The following is a 22,341-nucleotide window of genomic DNA, read 5'->3' as shown; positions in this document are numbered from 1 at the left end:
TCGCGTTGCAGTATAGGCAACGCGTTGTTGCATGCAATGTTGATGCGCCAGTTTATGAGAATCATTACTATCGTGTCTCTCGAATCCCTTCGTTGCTGATGCAGGAGATGCTGGATGTTCCGTACATGGCTGCCGCGCCGCCCACTGTTGGCGCTGACGCTGACGCTACTCTTCGCTGGTGCCCAGGCACAGAGCGTGGAAACCGCCCACGGTCCGGTCGATGTCGGCCCGGCCCCCGAACGCGTGGTCACGCTCCATGAAGGTGCCCTGGACACCGCGCTGGCGGCTGGCGTAACGCCGCTGGGCGCAGTGACCACCCGTGGCGGCGACGGCGTGGCGCGCTACCTCGACGACTACCTGGACGAGATCGCCATCGTCGGCGTGGTGCGCGAGATCAATATCGAGGCGGTGCTGCAGCAGCGGCCTGACCTGATTCTGGCCCCGCCTCAGCTCAGCGATGAGCAGTATGCGCTGCTGTCGCGGATTGCCCCGACCGTGGTGCCGCCGGGCCAAGGGTTCAGCCGCGAGGCGTGGAAGCACGATGCACGGCTCTACGCTCAGGCACTCGGCCGCGCGGAGCAGATCGAGGCGGCCATCGTCGACGTCGAGGGGCGCGCCGCTGAGATGGCGCAGGCCATCGAGGAGCGCGGGATCGACAGCGGTGCGACCCTGGTTCGCTGGATGCCGCAGGGGCCGTTGGTGATGTCGTCGCAGCTGTTCAGCACCGGGGTGCTGGCGGCTGCCGGTCTCGAGGTACACGACGGCGGCCTGGTGCCGGAGCAGGCCGGACATAGCGATCCGCTGAGCCTCGAGAACCTGTCGCGCATCGATGACGACTGGCTGTTCCTGGCGACGCTCAACGCAGACGGCGAGGAGGCGCTGGCCAGTGCCCGCCAGTCGCCCGCCTTCGAGCGACTCGCGGTGGTGCAGCGCGATCGCGTGGTCAGCGTCGACGGCCAGCTGTGGAGCAGCGCCCAGGGGCCGCTGGCCGCCCAGGCGATCCTCGATGACCTCGAGCGCGTGCTGCTGCCGTGAGCCAGGCCCTGCTTGCGAGGCCTGGCCCGCGCCTGGCCGCCACCTGGATGACGCTGGCGCTGCTGTTGATGGGCGTGGCACTGCTCAGCGTGCTGCTCGGGGCGGGGGAGGTCGGACCCAGCAGGGCGCTGGCGGTACTGGCGGGTGGCGGCGATCCGGAGGCGCGTTTCGTGGTCGGTTCGCTGCGCCTGCCGCGCACCCTGGTCGGTGTCGCCGTGGGGCTGGCGCTGGGCGTTGCCGGGGCGCTGCTGCAGGCGGTTACGCGCAACCCGCTGGCCGAGCCCGGCCTGCTGGGCGTCAGTGCGGGCAGCGCCTTTGCCGTGGCGGTGGCGCTGCTGCTGGGGGCCAGTGCCACCACGCTGCGCGTGTCGGCCGCGCAGCTCGGCGCCCTGGCCGGCTGCCTGTGCGTGCTGAGCGTAACGCGGCTGCGCGGCGTGGGCAGCGACCCGGTACGCCTGGTGCTGGCCGGGGCGGCATTCTCCGGCCTGCTGGGGTCACTGACTGCCTTGCTGCTGCTGTTCGATCAGCGCGCCGCCGACGAGATTCGCTTCTGGGTGATCGGCAGCCTCTCGGGGCGGCGTGCCGACGACCTGCTGGCGGTGCTGCCCGGCCTGGCCCTGGCCACGGCCATCGTCGTGAGCATTGCCCGGCCGCTGGCGGCGCTGTCGCTGGGCGAGCGGATGGCCGCGGGGCTTGGCCATCGTCCGGGGCGGGTGCGGCTGCTGGTGATCGTGGTGGTGGCGCTGCTGGTGGGTGCGGCCACGGCGATCGCCGGTCCGATCGCCTTCGTTGGCCTGGTGGTGCCGTTTGCGGCGCGGGCCCTGGCCGGGCCGGACATCCGTCGCGTGCTGTGGCTATGCCTGCCGCTGGGGCCGCTGATGGTGATCTCGGCGGATGTCCTGTCGCGGCTGTTGGTGGCGCCGTCGGAGATGCCCCTGGGCGTGCTCACCGCGCTATGCGGTGCCCCGGTGCTGGTGGCGGTGGTGCGCGCCAGGCGTATGCCGACCCTGTGATCGTGATGCGCTACTCGCGGAGACATGATGTCGTTATTTCCTCTGGCGCGTGACGCCGCTGTCGCCAAGCGGGCGCCTGCGCTGCCGGCGCCCAGCGGCTGCTGGCGACTGGCCTGGCAGTGGCCGGGCGGCGGCGAGGTTAACCTGCTGATCACTCGGCGCAGCGCGCTGGCCATTGCCGGCCTGCTGCTGGCGCTGCTCGTGGCCAGCGGCGTCTATCTGGCACTGGGCAGTGTGCACCTGGCGCCGCGGTCGCTGGCCGCGGTGCTGGTGGGCGGCGGCGACCTCGTGGCTCGCTTCATGGTGATCGAACTGCGCCTGCCGCGGCTGGTGGCCGCCTGGCTGACCGGCGCGGCGTTCGCGGTGGCCGGCTGCCTGATGCAGACCCTGGCCCGCAATCGCCTGGCCACGCCGGGTATCATCGGGATCGACAATGGCGCCACGGCGTTTGCGGTGGCCTCGGTGGTGGGGCTCGGCGTATCGCTGGCGCCGCCGGCAATGGCGCTGGCGGGGGCGGCAACCGCGGCGGCGATCACCTTCGGCCTGACCGCCGGCGGTGGCAGCCGCGGCTATCGCTTCATCGTTGCCGGCATCGGGGTGGGCGCGGTGTTCGGCGCCGTCACCCAGCTGCTGCTGGCGAGGGTCGATATGGATACCGCCAATGCGGCCTACCCGTGGACGGTGGGTACGCTCAACGCGCGGCCTCCCGGGGCCCTGTTGGTGCTCGGCGCGGGATTGGCGGTGGGGCTGACGATGGCGCTGCAGCTGTCCCGGGCGCTGTCGCTGATGCGCTTCAGCGACGCCGTCGCCCAGGGGCTGGGCTCCCGGGTGGGGCGCCGCCGCTGGCAGGTGCTGGCGGTGTCGGTGCTGCTCACCGGGCTGGCGGTGGCGGTGGCCGGACCGGTGGGCATGGTGGGGCTGATCGGCCCGGAGATCGCCCGCTCGCTCTCCTGCCCACGCGGCGTGCCGATCATCGCCTCGGCGCTGGCTGGGGCGCTGGTGATGGTGCTGGCCGACCTGCTCGGCCGGGTGCTTCTGGCGCCCATCGAGCTGCCGGTGGGGATCGTCACCGCGGTGGTCGGCGGCCCCTGGTTGCTGTGGATATTGTTGAGGCCTCACAGGAGTCTGGCATGAGAGACGTGGCTGAGAGCAGCGCGTTGGAAGCGCGCCGGCTCGACCTGGCCCACGGCCAGCGGCGGGTGATCGAGGCGCTGGACCTGCGCCTGCCGCCGGGGCGGGTGACCGCCATCGTCGGCCCCAACGGCTGCGGCAAGTCGACCCTGCTGGCGGGGCTGGCGCGGCTTCACGCCCCGGGCGGCGGCTGTGTGCTGCTCGACGGCAAGGATATCCAGCGGCTGCCGGCCCGCGAACTGGCGCGCCGCCTGGCGCTGCTGCCGCAGGAGGCGATTGCCCCCGAGGGGCTGACGGTACGCGACCTGATTCGCTTCGGCCGCCAGCCCCACCAGGGCTTCCTTCGCCAGTGGTCGTGGGAGGACCAGGGTGCTGTCGAGGCGGCGCTTGCCGCAGCGGACCTGGCGGCTCTGGCCGAGCGACCGCTGGAGGCGCTTTCCGGCGGCCAGCGGCAGCGCGCCTGGATCGCCATGACCATCGCCCAGCAAACGCCGCTGCTGCTGCTCGATGAGCCCACCTCGGCGCTCGACCTGGGCCACCAGCTGGAGGTCTTCGAGCTGGTACGGCGCCTGGCCGGGGAGGGCCGTACCCTGGCGATGGTGCTGCATGACCTGGCCAGCGCCTGTCGCTATGCCGACCATCTGGTGGCGATGCGCGACGGTCGTATCGTTGCCGAGGGGGCGCCACGCGAGGTGGTGACCCGTGAACTGGTCGGCGAGCTGTATGATATCGACTGCACCCTGTTGCACGACCCGGCCACCGGGACACCGCTGCTCTCCGATCTGCGGCGGCGCGCCGTTTCGGTGTAAATGAAAGTCATTGCTATTTGGGGGCGGGGTGCTATCCTGTCCAGCGGCCGTCCGGTGAGCCGGCGGCGGCAGTCACCACGGGAGGAGCAAGTGGCGAATTCCCCACGATATTTCATGCGCGGTGCGCTACTGGCCTGCGCGCTCGGCGGCGCATCGGCATTCCCGGCGCTGGGCGAGGACGCGCTGCCGGAGGCACTGGCCGAGCGGCTGGCGTCCGAGGATGAACAGACTCGCGCGCGCGTCAGCGAACTCGTTCGTCTCGAGAGCGAGACCCGGCGACTGACGGCCTACAGCGATGAACTGGCGCGCTTCAACGACCAGCAGCGCTTGCACCTGGCCGCGGCCGAGACCCAGCGCATCGCCGCCGGAAGTACCCGTGAGACCCTGGCGCCGCTACTGCGGCGGCTGGTCGAGGATCTCGATGCGTGGGTCGAGGCCGACCTGCCGTTTCTGCGCGATGAGCGCCGCGCGCGGGTGGCCAATCTCGAGCGCAGCCTGGTCGACGGCGATCTCGAGGCCGCCGAGCGCCTCGACCGGGTGCTGGCGGCCTGGCGTGCCGAGCTCGACTACGGCCGTGAGCTGGACGCCTGGCGGGGGATGCTCGATGAGCGCCACGAAGTGGATTTTCTGCGCTGGGGGCGAGTCGGCCTCTATTACCTGACCCCGGATGCCAGCGACGCGGCGGTGTGGCAGGCGGCAGACGGCGAGTGGCAGCGGCTTGACGACGCCGACCGCCGCCAGCTGCGCGATGCGCTGCGCATCGTTCGCGAGCAGCGCGCCCCGGCGCTGCTCACGCTGCCGCTATCCCAGCCGTTGCACGAGGCTCAGGCAGACGAGGAGGGCGCATGATGGCCCGGCTGTGGTTAGTGGTCGTGCTGACCTGGGCGCTGGCGCCGCTGGCGGCGGCGCAGACCGCCGAACACACCGCCGTGACGCTCGACGACGCGCGTCTGGAGGCGCTGCTCGAGGATCAGGCGGCGCTGGAGGCGGCGCTCGATGCGGCGCGTAGTGAACGCATCGAGGCCGGCGAGCGTCGCGATGCCCTCGAGGCCGAGCAGGCCAGCCTGGGCGAAGCGCGTGCGGCGCTCGAGGCCGGGCGCAGCGCGCAGGCCGCAGACCTCGAGGGCGTGGCGCAGGTCCTCGATCGCCACCTGGGGGAGCTGCGCGACTCCCTTGCCAGCAGCTGGCTGACGCTGAACGGTGGCGTGCTGCCGGCGCGCAGCGACGCCCACAGCCTGCCAAGTCCGGCACGCCTCGAGGCGGTCGCCGCCGCGCTGGTGGCGCTCACCGCCGACAGCGCGCGGGTCGAGCGCGCAACCCTGCCGGTAGCAGGGGCCGACGGTCGCGTGACCTCGCGGGAGGTGATCCGCCTGGGCGATATGGCGGCCTTCAGCGACGCCGACTGGCTGCGCCGTGAGTCACCGGAGATGCCGCCGGCGGTGGTCGAGCACACGCCGCGTGAGGCCGCCGAGCGCTTGGCCGCCTTCGCCCGCGGAGAAGGCAGCCGAGTCATGCTCGACCCGACCGGTGGCCGGCTACTCGACGCCCTGGCGCAGCGCCCCACCCTGATCGAGCGTTTCCACCAGGGCGGTGCGGTGGGCTACGTGGTGGTCACGCTGGGCGGCCTGGGGCTGCTGGTGGCGCTGTTCCAGTACGCCTACTTGCTGTGGGTCGGCGGGCGACTGCGCCGTCAGCGCCGAGATCTCGACGCGCTGCGCGACGATAATCCGCTGGGCCGGGTGCTCGGCAAGTATCGCGCGCTGCGCGAAGGTCAGGCACCGGAAGCGCTCGAGGCACGTCTCGATGAGGCGCTGCTGGCCGAGCTGCCGAGGCTCGAACGCGGCCAGTCACTGGTCAAGCTGCTCGCCGCCGTCGCGCCGCTGCTGGGGCTACTCGGCACGGTGACCGGCATGATCGTGACGTTCCAGGCGATCACGGTGTTCGGCACCGGTGATCCGCAGCTGATGGCCGGTGGCATCAGCCAGGCGCTGGTGACCACCGTGCTCGGCTTGATCACCGCGGTGCCGCTGCTGTTTGCACATACCGCGCTGGTCAGTCGCAGTCGGCGGCTGTCCGACATGCTCGAAGGGCAGGCCAGTGCGGCGCTTGCCGAACACCTCGAGCGCCAACCCGCCGACGATGCCCGACATGGGTCGCGCCATGCCGCTGCCTATGTCTGACTCGTTGAGCTTGCTGTGGCAGCCCCTCGCGCGCCTGCTGGAGGCCGGGGGGCCGGTGCTGTTGGCGATCGGCGTGGTAGCGATGCTGCTGTTCAGCCTGTCGCTGGAGCGCTGGTGGTATTTTCGCGGCCGCTGGCGGGCTGAGCGGCGTGCGCTGATACGGCGCTGGGTGGCGCGCCGCGACCAGGTCAGCTGGAGCGCGCGAACCCTGCGCGAGGTGTGGACCCGCGAACTGATCGCCCGGCTGCGCCGGCCGCTGCCGTGGCTCAAGCTGCTGGTCATGCTGTGCCCGCTGCTCGGCCTGCTGGGCACCGTGACCGGCATGATCGGCGTGTTCGACGGCCTGGCCATGGGGGATGCCAATCAGGCCCGCTCGATGGCCGACGGCGTGGCCCGCGCGACGCTGCCGACCCTGGCCGGGATGGCGGTGGCGGTGGTGGGACTGCTGTTCACCTCCCGGCTGGAATTCATCATCCGGCGCGAAGACCAGCGGCTGCACGACCGCATGGCCCGCGCCGCGGAGGACGCCCATGCGTAGACGTCGACGCCATGCGGTGAGTGAGGACGCCAGCGAGGTCAACCTGACGCCGATGCTGGACGTGGTATTCATCATGCTGATCTTCTTCATCGTCACCACCAGCTTCATTCGTGAAAGCGGAGTGGAGATCGAGCGGCCCGAGTCGAGCGCCGCCTCGCCGCGTCCCGATGCCCAGGTGATGGTGGCGCTGACGCCGGAAGGGGCGGTGTGGGTCGACGGCCGGCCGGTGGATGCTCATCGAGTCGGTGATGAGGTGGCCGCGCTGGTCAACGGGCAAGGCGGTGTCGTGATCCAGGCCGATCGTGCCGCCACCACCGGCCTGCTGGTCGAGGTCATGGATCGGCTGCGCGAGGCGGGCGTAGACGATGTGGCGGTGGCCGCGATCCGGGGCGGCCCATGAGCCGGGTGCCGCTCTCGGTCGTCGGCGGTAGCCTGCTGGCGCTGCTGCTGTTCTGGCTGCTGGCACTGCTGGTGACACCGCCGGAGGCCGATGTCGAGGTGGTGGAGATGCCGCTGCCGCTGAGCGTCAGCGACGCGCCGGCTGCCGAGCGGGTGGCGGCGCCGGTCGACAGCGCGTCGCAGCCGCCGACGCCACCCGCCTTGCCGGAGCCGGCAACTGTGGCTGATAGCCAGGTGGCGGTACCTGAGCCCGAGTCTAAGCCCGAGCCCGAGTCTAAGCCCGAGCCCGAGTCTAAGCCCGAGCCCGAACCTCAGCCTGAACCCGAACCACAGCCCGAGCCCGAACCACAGCCCGAACCTCAGCCTGAACCCGAACCACAGCCCGAGCCCGAACCACAGCCTGAACCCGAGCCGCAGCCCGAGCCAGATGCGTCCCAGGCTAGCGAGTCGCCGTCAGCCGAGCTTGCCCCCGAGCCCTTCGCCGGCCAGCCGGGAAGCGAACAGGGCGAGGCCGAACAGGCGCCGGTCGACGTCGGCGCGGCCACCCCGACCCACCGGGTGCCGCCGGAGTATCCGCGCCGCGCTCAGCGCCGCGGCATGGAAGGGCACGTCGAACTGACCTTCCTGATTCGCCCCGACGGTAGCGTCGACCGCTCATCCATCGAGGTGGTCGAGGCGCGTCCGCGCCAGGTCTTCGAGCAGGCCGCGGAATCGGCGGTGGCAGAGTGGCAGTTCGAGGCGAGCGGCCAGCGGCGGCGCGCTCGCCAGCGCCTCGAGTTTCAGCTCAGGTAGGCGTCACAGGTCGAGTTCGGTCCACACCGGGGCGTGATCCGAGGGTTTGGGCATGGCGCGCAGCTGGTAGTCGATACCGGCGTCGGCCACGCGTTCGCCGAGCGGCGCAGTGACCAGGATATGGTCGATACGCAGGCCGCGGCGAGGCTCGCGCTCGAAGCCTCGCGAGCGGTAGTCGAACCAGCTGAAGCGGTCATCGATCTCGGGATAGCGCAGCCGGTAGCTGTCGCTGAGTCCCCACGCCTTGACGCGGCCCAGCCATTCCCGCTCGATGGGCTGGAAACTGGTCTTGCCTTCGCGCAGCCAGCGCTTGCGATTGGCCTCGCCGATGCCGATATCGATATCCTGGGGCGAGATATTGAAGTCGCCCATCACCGCCAGGCGCTGCTCGGGGCGGCACTCCTCCTCCAGCAGTCGCGACAGCTGGGCATAGAAGCGCTGCTTGTGGGGGAACTTGGTGGGATGCTCGATGTTCTCGCCCTGGGGAAAGTAGCCGTTCCACACCGTCAGCGGCTCACCGTCGGGCATCGCCAGGCGCACGCCGATCATGCGCCGCTGGGCGTCGTGGTCATCGTCTGGGAAGCCATAGTGCACCGCCTCGGGCTCGTCGCGGCACAGCATGGCCACGCCGTAGTGGCCCTTCTGGCCGTGGAAGTAGACCCGATAGCCCAGCGCCTCCACCGCCTCACGAGGAAACTCGCTGTCCTGCACCTTGGTTTCCTGCAGGCCGATCAGCGCCGGGCGGTGCGCCTCGATCAGCGCCTCGAGCTGATGCAGCCGGGCACGAATGCCGTTGATGTTGAACGAGACCAGGCGCATCAGTCGTCGCGCTCCGGGGCGCGTTCGGGATGCACCTGGATGCTCGGCGCCTGCTGCTGACGCGCCAGCTTGCGAACCGCCTGCAGCTTGCGCTGCTGGCGCTTCTTTTCGGTGAAGCGGCGCGACGAGGTGACCTGGTCGGGGTTCTCGTGGCGCCATTTCTTGAAATCCTTGCGCTTGCCGGTGCGCAGCGTCACCTTGTCGGCCAGCGAACGGGTCTTCTTCCTGCGTGTCATGACGCATGACTCCCTATACTGTGTGGCGCCATTCTAACAGGCGCGGCGGGTACCACACAGCCGGGGGCGCCCTGATCGTCAATGGCTGCTACAATAGGCCGCTTGAAAACGTCCAGACAGGTTTGGGCGCGTATCACATCCACAGACATTACGGACAGAATCACAGCCTATGAGCGAGTCGGAAAAGACCACCGCACCGGCCCAGAACCGCAAGCCCAAGCGTCGTCGCCGCAAGCCGCGCAAGTCGCAATCCAGCTGGGATCTGCGACAGTTCCAGGTCCCGCCGGTGGCGGGCAAGTGGCGCTTCCACGACTTCGATCTGCCGCTGCCGCTGATGCGCGCGATCCATGCCCAGGGCTTCGAATACTGCACGCCGATCCAGGCCGAGGCGCTGGCCCAGACCCTGCTCGGCGGCGATATCGTCGGCAAGGCCCAGACCGGTACCGGCAAGACCGCGGCATTCCTGATGTCGATCCTGGCCTATTTCCTCGAGGAGGAGACGCCCAATGGTCAGAAGCCCGGTGCGCCGCGCGCCCTGATCGTTGCGCCGACGCGCGAGCTGGCGCTGCAGATCGAGAAGGATGCCAAGGCACTGGCGCGCTTCACCGACCTCAACGTGGCAAGCGTGGTAGGCGGCATGGACTACCAGAAGCAGCGCGATAACCTGGGCAAGAACCTGGATATCCTGGTCGCCACGCCGGGACGGCTGCTCGACTTCCATGAAAAGCGTGACGTCGACCTGACCCAGGTCGAGGTGCTGGTGCTCGACGAGGCCGATCGCATGCTGTCGATGGGCTTCATTCCCGACGTCAAGCGCATCATCCGGCATACGCCCAAGAAGGAGGAGCGTCAGACCTTCCTGTTCTCGGCGACCTTCACCGAGGACATCCTCAACCTGGCCAGCCAGTGGACCGAGAATCCGGCCCACGTCGAGATCGAAGTCACGGTGGAGAACGCCGCCGACATCGACCAGCGCGTCTACATGGTCGGCGACGACGACAAGCAGCGCCTGCTGATCAATCTGCTCAAGCAGGAGAGCTTCGAGCGGGTGATGGTGTTCGGCAACCGCCGCGACCTGGTGCGCAAGCTCGATGAGCTGCTCAGGAAAGCCGATATCAATGTGGCGATGCTCTCCGGCGATGTGCCGCAGGCCCAGCGCATCAAGACCCTCGAGCGCTTCCGTGAGGGCGACGTGCAGGTGCTGGTGGCCACCGACGTGGCCGGGCGCGGCATCCATATCGACGACGTCAGCCACGTGATCAACTACACCCTGCCGGAGGATCCGGAAGACTACGTGCACCGCATCGGCCGCACCGGTCGCGCCGGCGCCAAGGGTGTATCGATCAGCTTCGTCGGCGAAGAGGATGCCTTCTCGCTGCCCGAGATCGAGCGCTATATCAACGACAAGCTGCCCTGCGAGCATCCGCCCGAAGGGTTGCTGTAGGCGCTCCCATGCTCGATGAGGCCCTGAAGGGCGATATCCAGACCGCCTATCGCCGCGTCCTCGAGGGGCTTGAGCTGACGCCGCGCTACGGCCAGCGGCTGATGATCGCCGAGATCGCCCGCACCCTGGCGGGCATCGAGGCCGACGACAGCGGCAAGCGGGTCAGCGATGAGCACGTCTGCGTGCTCGAGGCGGGCACCGGCACCGGCAAGACCCTGGCCTACCTGCTGGCCGCGCTGCCGGTGGCCCAGGCGCGCGGCAAGCGACTGGTGATTTCGACGGCCACGGTGGCACTGCAGGAGCAGGTGCTGCATCAGGACCTGCCGTCGCTCAAGGCCCACAGTGGGCTGAGCTTCGACTATGCCCTGGCCAAGGGGCGCGGTCGCTACCTGTGCGTGGCCAACCTCGAGAAGGCCCTCGACGGCGTCGAGGACAACCCCACGCTATCGCTGTTCGAGCAGGCCATGGAGGCGCGCGACGGCGACGACTTCCATGCCCTGGTCAAGGAGCTCGCCGAGGCCTACGGTAGCGGCCGCTGGGCCGGCGACCGCGACAGCTGGCCGGTGAGCATTGCCGATCCGCAGTGGCGGCGGCTGACCACCGATCACCGCCAGTGCACCAACCGCCGCTGCGGGCACTTCAACGCCTGCGCCTTCTTTCGTGCCCGCCGCCACCTCGACAGCGCCGACATCATTGTCGCCAACCACGACCTGGTGCTGGCCGACCTGTCGCTGGGCGGCGGCATGGTGCTGCCCAAGCCCGCCGACTGCATCTATGTCTTCGACGAGGGCCACCACCTGCCGGACAAGGCGGTGGAGCACTTTACCCACCGCTTCGCCGTCAACGGTGCGCTGCGCTGGTTGAGGACGCTGAAGAAATCGCTTACCGAGCTGAATGCGGCACTCGCCGTGCAGCCTACCCTGGCGCGGCTGCTGGCCGGCTTTCCCGAGGCCATCGCGGCGATCGAGCCGCGGCTGGGCGAGGTCATGGCGCTGGGGCATCAGCTCGCCGAGCTACCCCAGGGCAGCGGCGACGAGAGCCGCCACCACCGTTTCGAGATGGGGCGCGCGCCGCTGCCGCTGCGCGAGCAGGCCAGCGCCCTGGTGGTGGTGTTCGCCGCCCTGGCGCGCAACCTCGAGAGCATGGCCGATATCCTGCGCGAGAGCCTCGACCCGGACAAGCACACCGGGCTACCCAAGGAGCAGGCCGAACCCTGGTTGCCGCTGATCGCGCTGCTGCACGGTCGCGCCCTCGAGGCGCATGCCCTGTGGCTGGCGATGAGCGAGGAGGACGACCCGGCCGAGCCGCCGCGAGCGCGCTGGCTGACCTTCGAGCCGGTGGCCGGCGAGCCCGAGCTGGTCTATTCGGCAAGCCCGGTCTCCGCCGCCCACACCCTGGCGCGGACGCTGTGGGGCAGCTGCTACGGCGCGGTGGTGACCTCTGCCACGCTGACCGCGCTGGGCCGCTTCGAGCGCCTGCAGGAGCGCGCCGGGCTGGCCAACCGCTACCGCTACCAGCGCCTGCCGAGCCCCTTCGACTACTCGCGGGCGGTGCTCAGCGTGCCACGCGAAGCGGTGGACCCCGGCAATCGCGAGGCCCACGAGCGGGCCATCGTCGATTTCATCGAGGGCTTGGACAGCCGTGAGGCGGTGCTGATGCTGTTTTCGTCGCGGGCGCAGCTGCGCGCGGTGGAGAAAGCGCTGCCCAAGGCGCAGACGGAGCGGGTGCTGGCCCAGGATCGCCTGCCCAAGCGCGAGTTGATCGAGCGGCACCGGGCGCGGGTCGACGCCGGGAAGGGCAGTATCATCTTCGGTCTGGCCAGCTTTGCCGAGGGGATCGACCTGCCCGGCGACTATCTGACCCACGTGGTGATCACCCGGCTGCCGTTCTCGGTGCCCGACGATCCGGTGGGGGCGACGCTTGCCGAGTGGATCGAGAGCCGCGGCGGCAACCCCTTCATGCGCATCAGTGTCCCCGATGCCTCGATCAAGCTGGTCCAGGCCTGCGGCCGGCTGATCCGCAAGGAGCAGGACAGCGGACGCATCACGCTGCTCGACCGCCGGGTGCTGACGCGGCGCTACGGCCGCGCGCTGCTCGATGCGCTACCGCCTTTCAGTCGTGAGATCGACGGCGTAGCGCAGCTGCCCTGAGCGGTAGCGATGGCCACAACCCAGCGCGCCCGCCATTTGGCGGGCGCGCTGGGTTGTGGCGACGAGCGGGTCAGGCGGCGTTGGTACGTGCGGCTAGCACCGGCTTGAGCTTTTCGTTCATGGCAGTGAAGGCCTCGACGGTGGCATCCCAGTCGATACAGGCGTCGGTGATCGAGACGCCGTACTTGAGCTGGCTGCGATCATCGGGAATCTTCTGGTTGCCCCAGCCGATGTGCGACTCGACCATCAGGCCGATGATCGAACGATTGCCCTCGAGGATCTGATTGGTGACGTTCTCCATCACCAGCGGCTGCAGGGCCGGGTCCTTGTTGGAGTTGGCATGCGAGCAGTCGACCATGATGTTGGGCGTGACGCCGGCGCGGGTCAGTTCCTGCTCGGCCAGCGCCACGCTGACGCTGTCGTAGTTGGGCTTGCCGTTGCCGCCACGCAGCACCACGTGGCCATAGGCATTGCCGCGGGTACGGATGATGGCGACCTGGCCGGCCTGGTCGATGCCCAGAAAGTTGTGCGGATGCGCCACCGACTGCAGGGCGTTGACCGCCACATCGAGGCTGCCGTCGGTGCCGTTCTTGAAGCCTACCGGGCAGGACAGGCCGGAGGCCATCTCGCGATGGGTCTGGGACTCGGTGGTGCGTGCGCCGATTGCCGACCAGCTGATGCAGTCCTGCAGATACTGTGGAGAGATCGGATCGAGCGCTTCGGTGGCCAGTGGCAGGCCCATCTCGGCCAGCTCCACCAGTAGCCGGCGGGCGATGTGCAGCCCCTCTTCGATCTCGAACGAGCCGTTGAGGTGGGGGTCGTTGATCAGTCCCTTCCAGCCCACCGTGGTGCGCGGTTTCTCGAAGTAGACGCGCATCACGATATACAGGCTATCCTGTACCTGGTCGGCCAACCGCCGCAGGCGGCGGGCGTAGTCGAGGGCGGCGTCGACGTCATGGATGGAGCATGGGCCGACGACCACCAGCAGACGCGGGTCGCGGCCATCGAGGATACGCTGAATGGTCTCGCGACCGTCGACGACGGTGCGCTCGGCGCCCTCGGTCAGGGGAATTTCCTGCTTCAGGGCATCGGGAGTGATCAGGACGTCCTGGGCGAGGACGTTGAGGTTGTTGACCTGCTGTTGTGACATGCCGCTACCTGTGACGTGATTCGCGCGTGAAGGGGGTGAGTCGTGCCCCTACTATCGCCCGTCGAGGCCTGAAAAATCAACGCTGGCATGGAACTCCCGTGCCTCGATCCGGTCACAGCGGGTCGTTGAGGTCGACAGACCCTGCTTGATGGAATGCCAATAAACAGGAACACTTACGGGTAACCATCACACTTGCCTGACAGGGCCCAGGTTGACGCCATGACTACCAGATTCGTTTATGTTGCCGCTGTGCTGGCACTGCCTGCTACGCCCCCCGCGATACTCTCCCGGTCGGGGAGGGGTTGAATGGGCACGAGGGAAACCGATCAGCAACTCGTCGAGCGCGCCCAGCAGGGCGACAACCGGGCCTTCGATCTGCTGGTAAAGAAGTACCAGCACAAGATCATTGGTCTGATCGGCCGCTACGTGCATGATCATGCTGAAGTCCACGACGTGGCGCAGGAGGCGTTCATCAAGGCCTACCGCGCGCTGGGCAAGTTTCGTGCCGAAAGCGCCTTTTACACCTGGATGTATCGCATCGCCATCAATACCGCCAAGAATCATCTGGTGTCGCGCGGGCGGCGCCCGCCGGGCAGTGACCTCGACATCGCCGATGCCGAGATCGTCGACCACAGCGGGCGACTGTCGGATACCGAAACCCCGGAAGCGGCGATTGCCCGTGACCAGTTGGAGGCCTCCGTCTTCGAGGCCATCGAGAACCTGCCCGAGGACCTGCGCACCGCCATCACGCTGCGCGAGCTCGACGGGCTCTCCTATGAAGATATCGCCAACATCATGAATTGCCCGGTCGGCACGGTGCGTTCGCGGATCTTCCGCGCCCGGGAGGCGGTCGATAAACATATTCAGCCGCTGGTGACCACGGCACGCACCCAGGACATGATCCATGAGTGAGTTTTTCGCCCCCGGCGCTGAACTGTTGGCGGCCGATGACGTCACAAGGTTGGTCGCCACTGGCGGCCCAGGGGCAATGTCGTAACGGGGCAGCGTCGCCGCCGATGGCAATGAGATGAGACGGGTATCGGCATGATGGCTGCCAGCATGGCCAGTGAATTCTACGGACCAATGGGCGTCAGGCCCTGTCGAGGATGAGGGTGTAAGTAATGGATCAACAGGCACGAGAGTCGTTATCTGCTCTGATGGATGACGAGGGTGATGAGCTCGAGCTGCGTCGCGTGCTCAAGTCGCTCGAGGGTCATAGCGATGATGCCGACGCCTGGCGTCGCTACCATCTTGCCCGTAGCCTCATGCAGCGCGATCGTGATGTCGATGTCAGCACCGATCTCTCAGCAGGCATCATGGCCAGGATCGCGGAAGAGCCGCTGCCCGCCATCGAGAAGCCGTTGGCGCGCAAGCGCAGTGGCTTGTCGTTTACCGGTAGCGCGGCGATCGCCGCCGCCGTCTCGCTGATGGTGATTACCGGGGTGCAGGTCTATCACGGCAGCGACGCAGATGGCACGGCCAGTCAGCCGACGCTGGCCGGTGGCAGCGGTGCCGAAGGGGCCGCCCAGGCGGTGCCGGCCACCGCGGGGGCGGGTAACGCCGGCGCCTCGGTCTCGCGCCCGTCACTGGTCGACCTGCCTATGTTCCAGGCTCCCGCCCAGGGTGGCAGCAGCGGCGTGATGACCGTGGGGGCCTCCGCCGAGATGCCAATGTTCATGGCGCCCAGTTCGCGACAGTCCCAGCGTGGCGATCAGGAGCAGGCGCAGCTGCTGCAGTCTTATCTCGACCGTCATGCCGAGGGCGCGGCCTATCGCAGCGGTGACGCCTGGATGCCGCTGCTGCGCGCATCGGGACTCGAGACCCTGGGTCAGCGTTGATGAGGGCAGGGATGACCGTGAATTTCCGTCATCCGCTGCGCGCGTCGCAGCAGACGCTATCCTCCGTTTTACCTCGCCGCTGTGGCCAGCTGTTGGCCGCAGCGGCGTTGGCATTGATGGGGCTCAACGCCCCTGTCTCGGCCGACGCCCCCTCTGGCCAGGAAGCCCTGGCGGCTGCCTGGGACAGCGAGGCCGGCTTCGATTGCTCGGTGCTCGATGGCGTCGCGGCGCCTGATTCTGCAGAGGGGTGGTTCGAGTACAGCCTGTGGGCCAATCACTGCTACGTGTTTCACGCCCGGGCGGTGCGCATCAGCAGCGATGGGGTCAGAACCCTGGCGCTCTCCCATGAAGTGGAAGATGGCGTCGAGCGCGAAGTGGCCCAGTTCCTGGACGGCCCGCCGCTGGTCTTCGAGCGCCGCGGTCGTATCGGTCGTGGCGGCTGGGCGGAGGAGGGCAGCGAGGTGCCGGCATCGCCTACCGCCATCATGACGCATCTCAGCGATCACTACCGACTGCGCCTCGATGGCGAGGAGCGTATTGCCGGGCGCCACGCGGTGCGCCTCGACATAGAGCCGCTTGACAGCATGCGCTACGGCCATCGCCTGTGGCTGGATCGCGCCACGGCGCTACCGCTCAAGCAGCTGCTGCTGGACGACAACGGGCGTGTGCTGGAGACCTTCCAGATCACCGACCTCGAACGCGCCTATCTACACGACGGCCACGTGCGGCTCGACGAGCTGCGCCAGGCGCCGCCTGACCCTTGGGTACCGGGCTGGCTGCCGCCGGGCTATGAGCCACAGCCGGTCTCGACCCGCAGCAGCGTGCATGACGATGCCGTGGGCCACCGTCTGTTCAGCGACGGCCTATCCAGTTTGAGCCTGTTCGTCGAGCCGCTCGACGACGATGGGCAGGTACTGTCGCCGGGCATGCACCGCCTGGGCATCTCCTATGCGGCGGTGCGTCATGATGACGTCGGCGGCCAAACCATGCAGATCGTCGCCATGGGCGAGCTGCCGCCGCAGGTGCTGCTCAGAATCGTCGAGCAGATCGAGTGGCATCCCGAGCGCCTGGCGGTGGAGGGCGATCATCGCGCGCAGGAGTCGCCACCGTGATGCCAGCCAGCGTCAGCGCCAATGTGCTGCCGTCTCCCGATGAAGCGTCTTGCCCGGCGCTTCGCCGACTATACCAACGCTGAGTGTTTCAACGCCGTCGCAGGAGCACCTTATGAAACGCACGACACGACATCTATCGCTGTGGTTGCTATTGATGATAGCCGCCTTCGCCTGGCAGTCCGCTCAGGCTCGCGGCCTTCCGGACTTTACCGAACTGGTGGAAGAGGCCGCGCCCGCCGTGGTCAATATCGCCAGCACCCGCGCGGTACCGTCGCGTAGCGAGCAGTTCGGTGGCCAGGACATTCCTGAGATATTCCGCCACTTCTTCGGCGATCAGTTCCCGAGTCCGCCGGGGCAGGGGCGTGGCCGTAGCCAGGAGCGCCAGTCGCTGGGATCGGGTTTCATCATCAGCGAGGACGGCTATATTCTGACCAACGCCCACGTGGTCGATGGCGCCGACGAGATTCTGGTGCGACTCAATGATCGCCGCGAACTCGAGGCCGAGTTGATCGGGGCGGATAGCGAGACCGACGTGGCGCTGCTCAAGGTGGACGGCGAGGGCCTGCCAACTCTGACGCTGGGCAACTCCGATCATCTGCGTGTCGGTGAGTGGGTCGCCGCCATCGGTTCGCCGTTCGGCTTCGATCATTCGGTGACCGCGGGCATCGTCAGTGCCATCAACCGCACCTTGCCGCGCGATGCCTACGTGCCGTTCATCCAGACCGACGTGGCGATCAACCCGGGCAACTCCGGTGGCCCGCTGTTCAATCTCGACGGTGAAGTGGTGGGTATCAACTCGCAGATCTTTACCCGCAGCGGCGGCTTCATGGGCGTGTCTTTCGCCATTCCGATCAGCGTGGCGATGGACATCGCCGACCAGCTGCGCGATGACGGCCGTGTCAGCCGCGGTTGGCTGGGCGTGGTTATCCAGCCGGTATCTCGAGATCTGGCCGAGTCGTTCGGCATGGATAGCCCGAGCGGTGCCTTGATTGCCGACCTCGACCCGGAAGGCCCGGCCGCCCAAAGCGGTCTGCGTGCCGGCGACGTGATTCTCGAAGTCGACGGCGAGGAAGTCGAGTCATCCACCACGCTGCCGCGCCTGATCGGTCGGGTCAGCCCGGGCAATGACGTCGAGCTGACCTTGATGCGCGATGGCGAGCAGCGCTCGCAGGACGTTACCGTGGGTCGCTGGCCGGAGGCCAACGGCGAGGCTGCTGTCGAAGAGGATACCAGCGATCGTCAGGCGCGCCTGGGCCTGCGCGTGACCGAGCTGGATGCCACCGAGCGCGAGCGCCTCGACATCGAGGGCGGCGTCCAGGTCCGCGAGGTCGACCCCGAAGGGGCCGCCGCCGCCGCAGGTATTCGTCCCGGCGACGTGATCGTTTCGCTGGACCAGCAGGCCATCGATTCACCGCAGCGGCTGCTCGAGGTCGTCGAGGCCATCGACAGTGATCGCGCCGTGCCGGTGCGGCTCTATCGAGACGGCCGCTCGCTGTTCGTGGCACTGCGCCTCGACGCCAGCGAGTGAATCGAGCGCGAAGCCGGCGCGGCTTCGCTGTTCCTGCCAGGCGCATGCCCGGAGAGTGAGTGCCACTCGCTCACCGGCATGCGCCTCGCGTCACAGGGCTGGCGCCCTGCCACGCAAGCAACGCTCAACCTACTCCTGGACCCGGTATGTTCAATATTCTGGAATATATCGCGCAGTCCTCTGTATAGCACTCGCAGGCCACTTCAATCAGGCCCGGCCGGTCAAGCACCAAGACCGCGCCGCGGTGATAACGAATCAAGCCGCGGCTCTGCAGGGCTGACGCCGCCAGCGTAGTGCCGGCACGCCTCACCCCGAGCATCATGGCGAGGAATTCATGGGTCAGCTGCAATTGATCACAGTTGGCGCGATCCTGGGCCATCAGTAGCCAGCGGGCGAGCCTTGCCTCAATCTGATGAAAGCGATGACAGGCGCCTGATTTTGCTAGTTGATTCATCACCACATAGAGGTACCGATTTAACCGCTGATGCAATGTAGGAGATGTTTCGAGCAACCGCAGGAAAAGGTCAGCGCTGATGCGCAGGGCGGTTCCCGATCCTTGAACCAACGCCAGTAGCGGGATCTCATTGACACCGAGCAGCAGGGAAGGGCCCAGCATACCTTCTCGGCCCGCCATCCCCACTTCGAGCCGGGCGCCACTATCGATGACCGCCACCAGCGAGATAAAACTGTCGATGGGGAAATATACGTGGGTGATCGTATCACCGGGCTGGAACAGCACTTGGCCAAAAGCAAGCTCCACGGTTTTGCAGTCAGCCATCAATGCCATTCGCTCAGCGTCTGGTAGTGCAGCAAGCAGTTGATTGGTGCTGGGAGCGTGCAAAAAAGACGTCATGTTTTTCTCCCGTCATGAAAACTAGCAAACGCCGCCAACAGAATAACGTCCAGCTTGATGTCGACTGCATGAACGGCGCGAGAAGTTTTCTCACGTCCGTTGTTAATAATAACGCTACATAATCTGCACGTCGGCTCGCTGGCACACACAGTTTGCTATTTTTTATGATTAGGCTTGACGCCTGGGCATAGGTCTTTTGGTTATGATGGCCACGCTATCGTGATTGAGCAGGCGATCGTACTCTTCCTTGACCACCGCATAGCACTCGCAGACACGCTCCTCCAGCCCCGCCCTGTCTAATACCGTGATAAGTCCACGGTTGTAGGAGATCAACCCCGATTTCTGGAGCTTTCCCGCCGACTCGGTCACCCCCTCACGGCGAACGCCGAGCATATTGGAGATCAGTTCCTGGGTCATGTTCAGCTTGGCGTCCGGCAATCGGTCGATGCTGAGAAGCAGCCAGCGACATAGCTGCTGGTCGAGGCAGTGATGACGATTGCATACCGCTGTCTGTGCCATCTGCGTTAGCAGGGCCTGGGTGAAGCGCAGTAGCAATCGCTGCAATGGGCCGGCGCGGTTGAACTCGTCTTTGAGCAGGTGAGCTTTCAGGCGGTAAGCGTGCCCGGCGCTCTGGACAACGGCTCGGTTGGGGGAGGTATTACCGCCCATGAAGAGCGGTACGCCGATAATTCCTTCATGGCCGACCACGGCAATTTCTGTTGAGGAACCATTCTCCGTCACGTATAGCAACGAGACGATGGAGTCGAGCGGAAAGTAGGCATGGGTAATCTTTTCTCCGGATTCACACACCGATTGACCTATTGTCAGTTCCACCTTTTCAAGATCCGGCAGCAGGCGTCCCAGCTCCTCCGTCGGCAGCAAGTTCAGCAACATGTTTTGCTGAATATCACGCGATTTAAGCATTGAAAACCTCTCCCAAGTTAACTCAAGCTTAGCGTTGTTGTATATAAACCAGTCCATGTTTAACAGTTGTTATAAGTCTTTTGTGCGGCGTTTTGCGTCGATGGTAATGAGCCTCTAGTATGTTCCTGCAAACTTTACGTTATAATAGAAAATCGTCAATCGCATTTCTGTACGATAGCGTACATGGCGATTTTCGACCATGCATCGTAGTTGCGAATAGCTAGAGCAATGAGTTTTTGATGGGTAGATTTTACTACTCCATATCACCATGCTGCGGGTTCAGCGCCACGATTAGCGTGAGCAGCCGCCCTGCGTGCGCCGTGGGCGTGGCGCTGGTCGAACCGCCGCTGACTCAGCGTCCGTGCCGCGTTGGCAGACAGCGCAGCCTCCGGGACCTTGGTCAGAGCCTTGGGTGAAGGGCACCTGGCAATCACTCTATGCTCATGCTGGCGTCGGTGCGGACGACAACCTCGCCTCCTCGCTGTACAATGGCTGCAACCTTGATTCGCGCGCTCGCTCGGGTACCTACCCAGCCCTGTACATGGGTGCGTACATGAACCGGATTCTGATGCATGTCTAATAGTGAAAGCCGTAGCAAAATCAGCCACATACGGAATTTCTCGATCATCGCTCACATCGACCACGGCAAATCTACGCTGTCTGATCGGATCATCCAGATCTGCGGCGGGCTGAGCGACCGTGAGCTCAAGGAGCAGGTGCTCGATTCGATGGATATCGAACGCGAGCGGGGCATTACCATCAAGGCCCAGTCGGTGACCCTCGACTACCACGCCGAGGACGGCAACACCTACCAGCTCAACTTCATCGATACCCCGGGGCACGTCGATTTCTCCTACGAGGTGTCGCGCTCGCTCTACGCCTGTGAGGGCGCGCTGCTGGTGGTCGATGCCGCCCAGGGCGTCGAGGCGCAGTCGGTGGCCAACTGCTATACCGCCGTCGAGCAGGGGCTCGAGGTACTGCCGGTGCTCAACAAGATGGATCTGCCCCAGGCCGACCCCGACAAGGTCGCCCAGGAGATCGAGGAGATCATCGGCCTCGATGCCACCGACGCCTGCCAGGTCTCGGCCAAGAGCGGGCTGGGCATGGAGGCGCTGCTCGAGCGCCTGGTACGCGACATTCCGCCGCCCAAGGGGGATCCCGATGGGCCGCTGCAGGCGCTGATCGTCGACTCCTGGTTCGACAACTACCTCGGGGTGGTGTCGCTGGTGCGGCTGTTCGACGGCACCCTGAAAAAGGGCGAGAAGATTCGCATCAATTCCACCGGGCGCGACTGGCAGGTCAACGAAGTGGGGATCTTTACCCCGCAGCGTCGCGAGACCGGCGTATTGCGTGCCGGCGAGGTGGGCTTCGTGGTGGCCGGGATCAAGGAGATCCAGGGTGCGCCGGTGGGCGATACCATCACCCACACCAAGACCCCTAACGTGCCGCGGTTACCCGGTTTTCAGAAGGTCAAGCCGCAGGTCTACGCCGGCATGTTCCCGGTCAGCGCCGACGACTACGAAGACTTCCGCGATGCCCTCGAGAAGCTGGCACTCAACGACGCCTCGCTGGAGTACGAGCCGGAAAACTCCGACGCCCTGGGCTTCGGCTTCCGGGTCGGTTTCCTCGGCACCCTGCACATGGAGATCATCCAGGAGCGTCTCGAGCGCGAGTACGATCTCGACCTGCTGACCACCGCGCCGACCGTGGTCTACGAGCTGGCCATGGACAACGGCGAGGTGAGCTACGTCTCCAATCCCTCCAAGCTGCCCGACATGGCCAACGTCGACGAGATGCGCGAGCCGATCGTGCGTGCCAGCATCCTGGTGCCCCAGGAGTTCGTCGGCAACGTCATCGCCGAGTGCGAGCAGCGCCGCGGCACCCAGCTCGACATGCAGTTCCTGGGTAACCAGATCCAGCTGGTCTACGAGCTGCCGATGTCCGAGGTGGTGATGGACTTCTTCGATCGCCTGAAATCGATCTCCAAGGGCTACGCCTCGCTGGACTACAACTTCGAACGCTTCGAGGCCGCCAGGCTGGTGCGTCTCGACGTCCTCATCAACGGCGACAAGGTCGATGCCCTGGCGGCGATCATTCATCGCGACCATGCGCATGGCCGCGGGCGCCTGCTGGTCGAGAAGATGAAGGAGCTGATCCCGCGGCAGATGTTCGACGTGGCCATCCAGGCTGCCATCGGTGGCCAGGTGGTGGCTCGCTCCACCGTCAAGGCACTGCGCAAGAACGTTACCGCCAAGTGTTACGGCGGTGATGTATCCCGCAAGAAGAAGCTGCTCGAGAAGCAGAAGGCGGGCAAGAAACGCATGAAGCAGGTCGGCAAGGTGGAAATTCCCCAGGATGCCTTCCTCGCCGTGCTCAAGGTGAATGACTAG

At 66.5% G+C, this 22,341-nt stretch carries 21 protein-coding genes; 16 read left to right on the top strand and 5 right to left on the bottom strand.

The genetic code is table 11. The features are described from left to right. Window positions 1–114 precede the first annotated feature (114 nt). The 9 genes from BWR19_11880 (at window position 115) to BWR19_11840 (ending at window position 7,897) form a co-directional block, all read left to right on the top strand. Window positions 115–1,035 (top strand): ABC transporter substrate-binding protein, encoded by a 921-nt coding sequence (locus BWR19_11880; GenBank protein ID APX93575.1) that lies wholly within the window; start codon window positions 115–117, stop codon window positions 1,033–1,035. A 47-nt stretch (window positions 1,036–1,082) separates the two neighbouring features. Continuing rightward, on the top strand, window positions 1,083–2,048 hold the full coding sequence (locus BWR19_11875) for an ABC transporter permease (protein ID APX95006.1): 966 nt from the start codon (window positions 1,083–1,085) through the stop codon (window positions 2,046–2,048). A 27-nt stretch (window positions 2,049–2,075) separates the two neighbouring features. Then, window positions 2,076–3,182, top strand: a complete 1,107-nt coding sequence (locus tag BWR19_11870; protein ID APX93574.1) for an ABC transporter permease — start codon at window positions 2,076–2,078, stop codon at window positions 3,180–3,182. After that, a complete protein-coding gene (locus BWR19_11865; GenBank protein ID APX93573.1) occupies window positions 3,179–3,988 on the top strand; it encodes an ABC transporter in 810 nt (269 codons plus the stop codon). The genes BWR19_11870 and BWR19_11865 overlap by 4 nt, the downstream gene beginning before the upstream one ends. Before the next feature lie 114 nt (window positions 3,989–4,102). After that, window positions 4,103–4,837, top strand: coding sequence for a hypothetical protein (locus BWR19_11860; GenBank protein APX93572.1), 735 nt, complete (start codon window positions 4,103–4,105; stop codon window positions 4,835–4,837). Then, window positions 4,834–6,168 carry a flagellar motor protein MotA gene (locus BWR19_11855; GenBank protein ID APX93571.1) on the top strand — a complete coding sequence of 445 codons (1,335 nt, stop codon included), beginning with the start codon at window positions 4,834–4,836 and terminating at the stop codon, window positions 6,166–6,168. The genes BWR19_11860 and BWR19_11855 overlap by 4 nt, the downstream gene beginning before the upstream one ends. Further along, on the top strand, window positions 6,161–6,706 hold the full coding sequence (locus BWR19_11850) for a flagellar motor protein MotA (protein APX95005.1): 546 nt from the start codon (window positions 6,161–6,163) through the stop codon (window positions 6,704–6,706). The genes BWR19_11855 and BWR19_11850 overlap by 8 nt, the downstream gene beginning before the upstream one ends. Further along, window positions 6,699–7,106, top strand: a complete 408-nt coding sequence (locus tag BWR19_11845; protein APX93570.1) for a biopolymer transporter ExbD — start codon at window positions 6,699–6,701, stop codon at window positions 7,104–7,106. Before BWR19_11850 ends, BWR19_11845 begins: the two co-directional genes overlap by 8 nt. After that, window positions 7,103–7,897, top strand: coding sequence for an iron transporter (locus BWR19_11840; GenBank protein APX93569.1), 795 nt, complete (start codon window positions 7,103–7,105; stop codon window positions 7,895–7,897). The genes BWR19_11845 and BWR19_11840 overlap by 4 nt, the downstream gene beginning before the upstream one ends. 3 nt (window positions 7,898–7,900) lie before the next feature. Here the strand turns inward: BWR19_11840 and BWR19_11835 are convergent, their stop codons facing one another. Then, on the bottom strand, window positions 7,901–8,716 hold the full coding sequence (locus BWR19_11835) for an exodeoxyribonuclease III (GenBank protein ID APX93568.1): 816 nt from the start codon (window positions 8,714–8,716) through the stop codon (window positions 7,901–7,903). After that, entirely contained in the window at window positions 8,716–8,952 is a 237-nt protein-coding gene (locus tag BWR19_11830) for a hypothetical protein (protein ID APX93567.1), read from the bottom strand. Before BWR19_11830 ends, BWR19_11835 begins: the two co-directional genes overlap by 1 nt. A gap of 169 nt (window positions 8,953–9,121) precedes the next feature. Here BWR19_11830 and BWR19_11825 point away from each other — a divergent pair, with 169 nt between their 5' ends. Beyond that, complete coding sequence (locus BWR19_11825) at window positions 9,122–10,396, top strand: ATP-dependent RNA helicase RhlB (protein APX93566.1); 1,275 nt, start codon at window positions 9,122–9,124, stop codon at window positions 10,394–10,396. 8 nt (window positions 10,397–10,404) lie between these two features. Continuing rightward, on the top strand, window positions 10,405–12,546 hold the full coding sequence (locus BWR19_11820; protein APX93565.1) for an ATP-dependent DNA helicase DinG: 2,142 nt from the start codon (window positions 10,405–10,407) through the stop codon (window positions 12,544–12,546). 70 nt (window positions 12,547–12,616) lie between these two features. Here BWR19_11820 and BWR19_11815 read toward each other — a convergent pair whose 3' ends face one another. After that, window positions 12,617–13,696: a 3-deoxy-7-phosphoheptulonate synthase gene (locus BWR19_11815; protein ID APX93564.1), complete on the bottom strand. Its 1,080-nt coding sequence runs from the start codon at window positions 13,694–13,696 to the stop codon at window positions 12,617–12,619. A gap of 306 nt (window positions 13,697–14,002) precedes the next feature. Between BWR19_11815 and BWR19_11810 the strand changes: the two genes are divergently transcribed. The 4 genes from BWR19_11810 (at window position 14,003) to BWR19_11795 (ending at window position 18,174) form a co-directional block, all read left to right on the top strand. After that, window positions 14,003–14,608 (top strand): RNA polymerase sigma factor RpoE, encoded by a 606-nt coding sequence (locus BWR19_11810; protein ID APX93563.1) that lies wholly within the window; start codon window positions 14,003–14,005, stop codon window positions 14,606–14,608. Window positions 14,609–14,817: 209 nt separating this feature from the next. Next, complete coding sequence (locus tag BWR19_11805) at window positions 14,818–15,534, top strand: anti-sigma factor (GenBank protein ID APX93562.1); 717 nt, start codon at window positions 14,818–14,820, stop codon at window positions 15,532–15,534. An 89-nt stretch (window positions 15,535–15,623) separates the two neighbouring features. Then, complete coding sequence (locus BWR19_11800; protein APX95004.1) at window positions 15,624–16,646, top strand: hypothetical protein; 1,023 nt, start codon at window positions 15,624–15,626, stop codon at window positions 16,644–16,646. A 112-nt stretch (window positions 16,647–16,758) separates the two neighbouring features. After that, window positions 16,759–18,174, top strand: coding sequence for a serine peptidase (locus tag BWR19_11795; GenBank protein APX93561.1), 1,416 nt, complete (start codon window positions 16,759–16,761; stop codon window positions 18,172–18,174). Window positions 18,175–18,298: 124 nt separating this feature from the next. On the opposite strand, the gene BWR19_11790 is transcribed toward BWR19_11795, so the two are convergent. Together BWR19_11790 and BWR19_11785 are read right to left on the bottom strand one after the other, a co-directional pair. Next, window positions 18,299–19,027 (bottom strand): Crp/Fnr family transcriptional regulator, encoded by a 729-nt coding sequence (locus BWR19_11790; protein ID APX93560.1) that lies wholly within the window; start codon window positions 19,025–19,027, stop codon window positions 18,299–18,301. Between the two features lie 168 nt (window positions 19,028–19,195). Continuing rightward, window positions 19,196–19,951: a Crp/Fnr family transcriptional regulator gene (locus tag BWR19_11785; GenBank protein ID APX95003.1), complete on the bottom strand. Its 756-nt coding sequence runs from the start codon at window positions 19,949–19,951 to the stop codon at window positions 19,196–19,198. A gap of 572 nt (window positions 19,952–20,523) precedes the next feature. Here BWR19_11785 and BWR19_11780 point away from each other — a divergent pair. Beyond that, the gene (locus BWR19_11780; protein APX93559.1) at window positions 20,524–22,341 is read left to right on the top strand and encodes an elongation factor 4; all 1,818 of its coding nucleotides are present in this window, start codon (window positions 20,524–20,526) and stop codon (window positions 22,339–22,341) included.

Origin of the sequence: Halomonas sp. 1513 (genome assembly GCA_001971685.1) — a bacterium.
Classification (GTDB): domain Bacteria; phylum Pseudomonadota; class Gammaproteobacteria; order Pseudomonadales; family Halomonadaceae; genus Franzmannia.
The sequence above is the reverse complement of the archived record's forward strand: the minus strand, read 5'-3'. Positions and strand labels throughout refer to the sequence as shown.